The 7263-nt window shown below is 38.6% G+C and carries 3 protein-coding genes and 2 rRNA genes (1 of these 5 running past the window's edge); all 5 read right to left on the reverse strand.

What is annotated here, in order from left to right:
- Window positions 1-2: 2 nt before the first annotated feature.
- Window positions 3-1280, reverse strand: coding sequence for a UDP-N-acetylglucosamine 1-carboxyvinyltransferase (murA, locus tag C5Q98_RS04975; RefSeq protein WP_106012560.1), 1278 nt, complete (start codon window positions 1278-1280; stop codon window positions 3-5).
- 293 nt (window positions 1281-1573) lie between these two features.
- Window positions 1574-3319, reverse strand: a complete 1746-nt coding sequence (locus C5Q98_RS04980; RefSeq protein WP_106012561.1) for a sensor histidine kinase — start codon at window positions 3317-3319, stop codon at window positions 1574-1576.
- A 4-nt stretch (window positions 3320-3323) separates the two neighbouring features.
- On the reverse strand, window positions 3324-4031 hold the full coding sequence (locus C5Q98_RS04985) for a response regulator transcription factor (RefSeq protein WP_106012562.1): 708 nt from the start codon (window positions 4029-4031) through the stop codon (window positions 3324-3326).
- 312 nt (window positions 4032-4343) lie between these two features.
- A 5S ribosomal RNA gene (rrf, locus tag C5Q98_RS04990) occupies window positions 4344-4459 on the reverse strand.
- Between the two features lie 108 nt (window positions 4460-4567).
- Window positions 4568-7263 (reverse strand): 23S ribosomal RNA (locus C5Q98_RS04995) (it continues 205 nt past the right edge of the window).

The raw sequence follows: 7263 nt of genomic DNA on the forward strand, positions 1-7263 counted from the left end.
TTCTAATCTTCGTCCAAACCAACTAATTCAATTTCTGCACCAATACCTCTTAACTTATCAATTAAGCGTTCGTATCCTCTTTGTAAAGAAGAAACATTATGTACTTCAGTAGAACCATCTGCAGCCAATCCAGCTAAAATCATAGCTGCACCAGCTCTAAGATCTCTAGCTTCAACTTTAGCACTAGTTAGTTTACTTGGACCATCAATCAAAGCTAAATTATCTGAAATAGTGATGTCTGCTCCCATTTTCTTAAGATCATCAATATATTGGAATCTATTGGCCCAAACATCTTCATACATTCTGCTTTGTCCTGATAAAGTAGTCATTAAAGCTACTGCTTGTGGTTGTAGGTCTGTTGGAAATCCTGGATAAACCATGGTTCTGATTGAAGTTGCTTCTAGCTCTTTATCCTCATCCACCCAAACTCTAATTGAATCTTCTTGAATATCCAAATTAACGTTCATCTCATCCAACTTAGCAGTAAGTGGTTCCATATGTTTTGGAATAAGGTTAGTAACTGTAACATCACCACGAGTAATAGCACCTGCGATCATGTATGTACCTGCCTCAATTTGATCTGGAATAATTGTATATGTGTGACCTGCAGGCAACTTCTCTTTACCATTAATTCTTATCACGTCAGTTCCCGCACCTTTAATATCAGCACCCATGGAGTTTAAGAAGTTAGCTACGTCAACAATATGTGGCTCTCTTGCAGCATTTTCAATAGTTGTTCTACCTTTTGCTTTTGAAGCTGCAATCATTATATTCATAGTGGCACCAACACTTACTTTATCCAAGAAAATATTTTCGCCAATCAATCCATCTTCAGTTGTTAGCTCAATTTTACCATGCTCTAATTTGTTCACGGCACCCATGTTATTGAAGCCTTTCAAGTGTAGGTCAATTGGTCTTGTACCAAAGTCACATCCACCAGGTAGATAATTCTTAGCTTTACCATATCTTGCCAATAATGCTCCTAATAAGTAATAGGATGCTCTGATATCTCTAGCTCTCTCATCTGTTACTTCAAAAGTATTGATCTTAGTAGCATCAAAATGTACTGTTCCGTTTTCATCAATTTCGACTGTTGCACCTAAGTTTCTACATAACTCTAACTGAGTTCTTACGTCAGAAATATTAGGTAAATTTTCGATTACACAAGGTCCATCTAGTACACATGCTGCTGCAACTATACCTAAAGCTGCATTTTTTGATCCACTTACAGGAATCTCACCTTTTAATTTTTTACCACCTTTTACAATATAACTAGCCACTCTAATCTCCTCTAAAGTAAAATATATTTATAACTTGTATTAATTACTTTTTCTTATTTTTTTAATAATATTATTATTCCTTTATTTAAACTCCGTTTTTTAATATATTCTATGTATATTCACCATCTATAATATCAAAATATAGCAATAATTTGAACTATCTAAACCAGTCTCAGTATTATTACTTAAAAAATTTTTTCAAGCAGTTACATTAGACACCATTTGAATTTTGTAAACAATATTACCTCATAATAACCAAGTAATATTTCTTAATATTAATATATAAAATAAAATTATTGACCTAGACTTTCTATATCACTTGTTTTTTCATTAGGATCTGATTTATATTCATCTGCTTCAATTTCCTGATTTTCTTTAACAGGGTCTAATTCCATCGCATATTTATCATCTTCTGCTGCATGAGCTCCCTCAGATTCATTCTGATCTAGCTCTGTTGTATTATCAGTATTATTTTCTTCTTGAGCCTTATTATTTTGAGAAAGATCCTGATCCTCACTTCCAGAATTTGTATTTTCTTCAGTAGATATAGCCTCTACTTCAACCTTAGTCTCCAGATTAGTATCATTATTGTTTTTTGCAACATCTATCTTCTTGCGAGAAAAATCTTTTCTCTCCTTAATATAAGGTTCTGCTAGTATTAATTTTTCTTCATCGCTTAAATCTTCTAAAGACTCTTTTGCTATTCCAATTTGGTGAGCACGCTCTAGTAAAAACTCATACGCAGCATAATTTAAGCTTTCTGTATCTCTACCTGTCCTATTTTTATCTTTTTCAAACTCTAAGTTATCAATAACTTGCATGTAAATTTTAGATGCAATTGGCAAGGAAACAACAAACTCAGAGCCATAAGTTAGAATGCTATTTACAGATAGCTTACCTTTGTGTAATTCAACTAACTCCTTAGCTATAGATAAGCCTAAACCTGTACCTCCATACTCTCTAGAACCGGTTTGATCGACTCTGTAGAATCTATCGAAAATCTTCTTCTGATCTTTCTCAGAAATACCTAATCCATTATCTTTAACCTTAATTACAATATCATTAATAACTCTACTAATATAGATGTCTACTCGACCACCTTTATCAGTATATTTAATTGCATTAGTAATTAAATTTGAGAAAACTCTCCCAAGTGAACTCTCATCTCCCAAAACTGCCGGAATCTTAGAAACTGTATGAAATTCAAGAGTAATATTTTTCTCTTCAGCTTGTACTCTGGACTGTTCAACAATGGTAGAAAGCAGGCTTACAATATCTAATTCTCTTGTTCGTAAAGTTCTTCCTCGAGAGTCAATCTTAGATAGCAACAATAAATCTTCTACCAGAGATTCCATTCTCAATGCATTTTCTAAAATATTTTCTACATCTTTTCGAACTGCATCTGAAGACTTCTCAACCAATCCCCAATCTAATAATGTTTCTGCATAAATTTTTAAAACAGTTATTGGTGTTTTTAGCTCATGTGATACATTTGCAACAAACTTTTTACGTTCAATATCTTCTTCAATTTCATCGCTAATATCTCTTACAAATATTACAGCTCCTTGGCTCTTCGAAATAGTCCAGAAATTCTCATCAGTATTTCCTTTTTTTATCAAAGAATATTGAACATGTAAATTTTTGTCTCCGACTATTAAATCACTTTCACCAAATTGGCTACCTAAAAGATATGTAGCTTTTAAACCATTTTCTAAGCCAAATTCATTCAAAAAATCTTCGAAAGTTAAAGGAGTTTTTTCAATACCTAGTAAATTTGTTAATTGAGAATCTGCCATTTGCAAATTACCATTGGGTCCGTACACTACAATTCCTAAACCGGCACCCTCAAATATACTCAATAGACGTTTTCTTTCTTCAGAAATAGTCTCTTCAGTTTTACCTTGTTTATTGCTTATAACCTTCTTATTGAAAAAATAGCTAATCGATATAACTATAACTGTTACTATGAAAACAAATAATAGAGCTAGCAGAAAATCTTTTCTAGAGCTAAACAATAGTAATACATTTAATGATGTCATACTTCTATAGATCCTTATTGAAATAGTAACCCACACCACGTTTAGTAATTATATACTTATAGTCATTAGTATCTGGTTCTAGTTTCTCTCTAGCACGTCTTACAGTAACATCAACCGTTCTGACATCACCATAATATTCATATTCCCAAACTTCTTGTAATAATTCTTCCCTAGTAAACACTTGACCTGCATGATTAGCCAAAAATGCAACCAGTTGGAATTCTCTTAATGTTAAATTAACATTTTCGCCATCTCTGTGTACTTCAAAAGTCTCGTTATCAACCTTAATATCACCGATTACAGTAACTTCATTTGAGTTCTTAGCTGAGTCGTTTGAATTCTCAAAATAACTTGAGCGACGAATTTGAGCTTTTACCCTTGCTAGTAATTCACGCATACTAAAGGGTTTTGTCATATAATCATCTGCACCTAATTCAAGTCCTAAAACCTTATCAATTTCTTCAGACTTGGCAGTTAACATGATTATTGGAACTGGAGATTCTTGGCGAATTTTTTTACAAACATCAAACCCATCCATAACTGGAAGCATGCAATCTAGAATAATCAGATCAAAATTATTATTCAAAGCTAAATCCAAAGCTGTTTTACCGTCACCAGCAGTTTCAATAAAATAACCTTCACGCTCTAAATTTGATTTAATTACATCAACAATAGATTTTTCATCATCTACAACTAATATTCTTGAGTTCATTACACCCTCGTATAAAACAATAAACTTTTTTATTACACAAATGTATTCTTATTAAATTTCTGTAGTCAATATTGCCTGTAAAATACATAATAAATTATCTTTCTTATGTCTAGTATATATTAAGTATTTATAAAACTCTATAATTTACAATAATAAAATTTACAAGCGTATTACATAAAAATTACATCAAAAAGATTATAACACAGAAACCTAGCAAGTACAGATATTTGTATTACTGTACAGGTATAAATAAAGTATTAAATATCATATAGAAAATAAATAAAAGACAAAAAATTTAAATAAAAAAAATGGAGCCGGCGAAACCTATCCTCCCAGTCCGTCACCAGACAAGTACTTTCGGCACAACTGAGCTTAACTTCTGTGTTCGGGATGGGAACAGGTGTGGCCTCAGTGTCATCTTCACCGGCATGGTTAAGAGTTGTCTTTCGACTGTACCCTCAAAACTGCATAGAATATTTTCTTTATTAACTTCGTGTTTCTCTTAGATTTTCTGAGTTGGATCTTCCTTTAACCTTGTGGTCAAGTCCTCGACCTATTAGTATCAATCCGCTTCATACATTACTGCACTTCCACTCTTGACCTATCTACCTTGTAGTCTACAAGGGGTCTTAATCCACTTGGGATGGGAAATCTCATCTTGAGGGAGGCTTCACACTTAGATGCTTTCAGCGTTTATCCCGTCCGGACTTAGCTACCCAGCTATGCATTTGGCAATACAACTGGTACACCATTGGTCCGTCCATCCCGGTCCTCTCGTACTAGGGACAGCTCCTCTCAAATTTCCTACGCCCACGACAGATAGGGACCGAACTGTCTCACGACGTTCTGAACCCAGCTCGCGTGCCACTTTAATCGGCGAACAGCCGAACCCTTGGGACGGGCTTCCGCCCCAGGATGTGACGAGCCGACATCGAGGTGCCAAACCTCCCCGTCGATGTGAACTCTTGGGGGAGATAAGCCTGTTATCCCCAGGGTAACTTTTATCCGTTGAGCCACGGCAATTCCACATTCTACCGCGGGATCACTAAGTCCTACTTTCGTATCTGCTCGACCTGTACGTCTCGCAGTTAACCTACCTTATACCTTTATGCTCTTTGTACGATTTCCAACCGTACTGAGGTAAGCTTTGAACGCCTCCGTTACTCTTTAGGAGGCGACCGCCCCAGTCAAACTGCCCGACTGCCATTGTCCGACTCCCGGATCACGGGATATCGTTAGAAACCCAACATCGTAAGAGTGGTATTCCACATTGTGACTCCATGTCAACTGACGCCAACACTTCATTGTCTCCCACCTATTCTGTACATACGATATCGAGTCCCAGTAGCAATCTACAGTAAAGCTCCATGGGGTCTTTCCGTCTAGTCGCGGGTAACTTGCATCTTCACAAGTACTACAATTTCACCGGGTGCATCGTTGAGACAGTGCCCAAATCATTACGCCATTCATGCGGGTCAGAACTTACCTGACAAGGAATTTCGCTACCTTAGGACCGTTATAGTTACGGCCGCCGTTCACTGGGGCTTAAGTTCTGTGCTTCGAGTATTCTCTAACACTTCCCCTTGACCTTCCAGCACCGGGCAGGCGTCAGCCCCCATACTTCCACTTTCGTGTTTGCGGAGACCTGTGTTTTTGCTAAACAGTTGCTCGGGCCATTTCTCTGCGGCCAGCGCTAGCTGGCTCCCCTTATCGCTAACTTACGGGGTTAATTTGCCTAGTTCCTTAACGATGATTCTCCCGATCGTCTTAGGATTCTCTCCTCATCTACCTGTGTCGGTTTGCGGTACGGGTGCACTGTTACTTGATAGCAGCTTTTCTCGCCAGTTGAATTCAGATCCTTCGGTACTTATTTTCCCTCCTTCGGCACTCTCCTATTAGGACCCGTACTTTACTAAGTCCTTCGTTTCGTGCTTTCCACAGACTATTCCAGCTGTCTGCGATCTTATCCTTCCGTGTCCCTGCGTCTCTAATAACGCAACATTGCAGTGCAGGAATTTAAACCTGCTGTCCATCGACTACGCCTCTTGGCCTCGCCTTAGGTCCCGACTTACCCTGGGAGGACGAGCCTTGCCCAGGAAACCTTAGATTTTCGACGGCAAAGATTCTCACTTTGCTCTCGCTACTTATTCCGACATTCTCACTTCTGATACCTCCACATGTCCTTTCGATCATGCTTCAACGGCCTACAGAACGCTCCCCTACCATCTTTCGATCCGTAGCTTCGGTGTACAGTTTAGCCCCGTTAAATTTTCGGCGCAGACTCACTCGACTAGTGAGCTATTACGCACTCTTTAAATGAGTTGCTGCTTCTAAGCCAACATCCTAGCTGTCTTAGCAAATCCACATCCTTTCCCACTTAACTGTAACTTTGGGACCTTAGCTGACGGTCTGGGTTGTTTCCCTCTCGACTACGGCACTTATCTGTCATAGTCTCACTCCTATTCATATTTATAGGTATTCGGAGTTTGATAAGCATTGGTACCCTGGGAAGGGCCCTTTGCCATTCAGTGCTCTACCCCCTATAAACTCTATAATAAGGCTAGCCCTAAAGCTATTTCGGGGAGAACCAGCTATATCCAAGCTCGATTGGAATTTCTCCGCTATCCACAAGTCATCCCAACCTTTTTCAACAGATACGGGTTCGCGCCTCCAGTAAGCTTTACCTTACCTTCACGCTGCTCATGGATAGGTCGCCTGGTTTCGGGTCTACAACTACTAACTACTCGCACTATTCATACTCGGTTTCCCTTCGGCTTCATAGCTCTACTACTTAACCTTGCTAGTAATCGTAACTCGTCGGACCGTTCTACAAAAAGTACGCCGTTGCACATTAACGTGCTCCGACTGCTTGTAAACACAGGGTTTCAGGTTCTCTTTCACTCCCCTCCCGGGGTTCTTTTCACCTTTCCATCACTGTACTATTCACTATCGGTCACCATGGAGTATTTAGGCTTGGAGGGTGGTCCCCCCGTCTTCCTGCAGGATTCCTCGTGTCCTACATTACTCTGGATACTGACTCTGAACTTGAGTTTTCGCTTACACGACTATTACGTTCTATGGTCTCGGCTTTCCATCCGCTCATTCTGCTAACTCTTGTTCTAGATTATTCAGTCCGAACCCCGATTTACCGAAGTAAATCGGTTTGGCCTCTTCCGCTTTCGCTCGCCACTACTTACGGAATCTCGGTTGATTTCTTTTCCTAGGGGTACTA

The organism is Fastidiosipila sanguinis (assembly GCF_002998295.1).
Taxonomy (GTDB): domain Bacteria; phylum Bacillota; class Clostridia; order Saccharofermentanales; family Fastidiosipilaceae; genus Fastidiosipila; species Fastidiosipila sanguinis.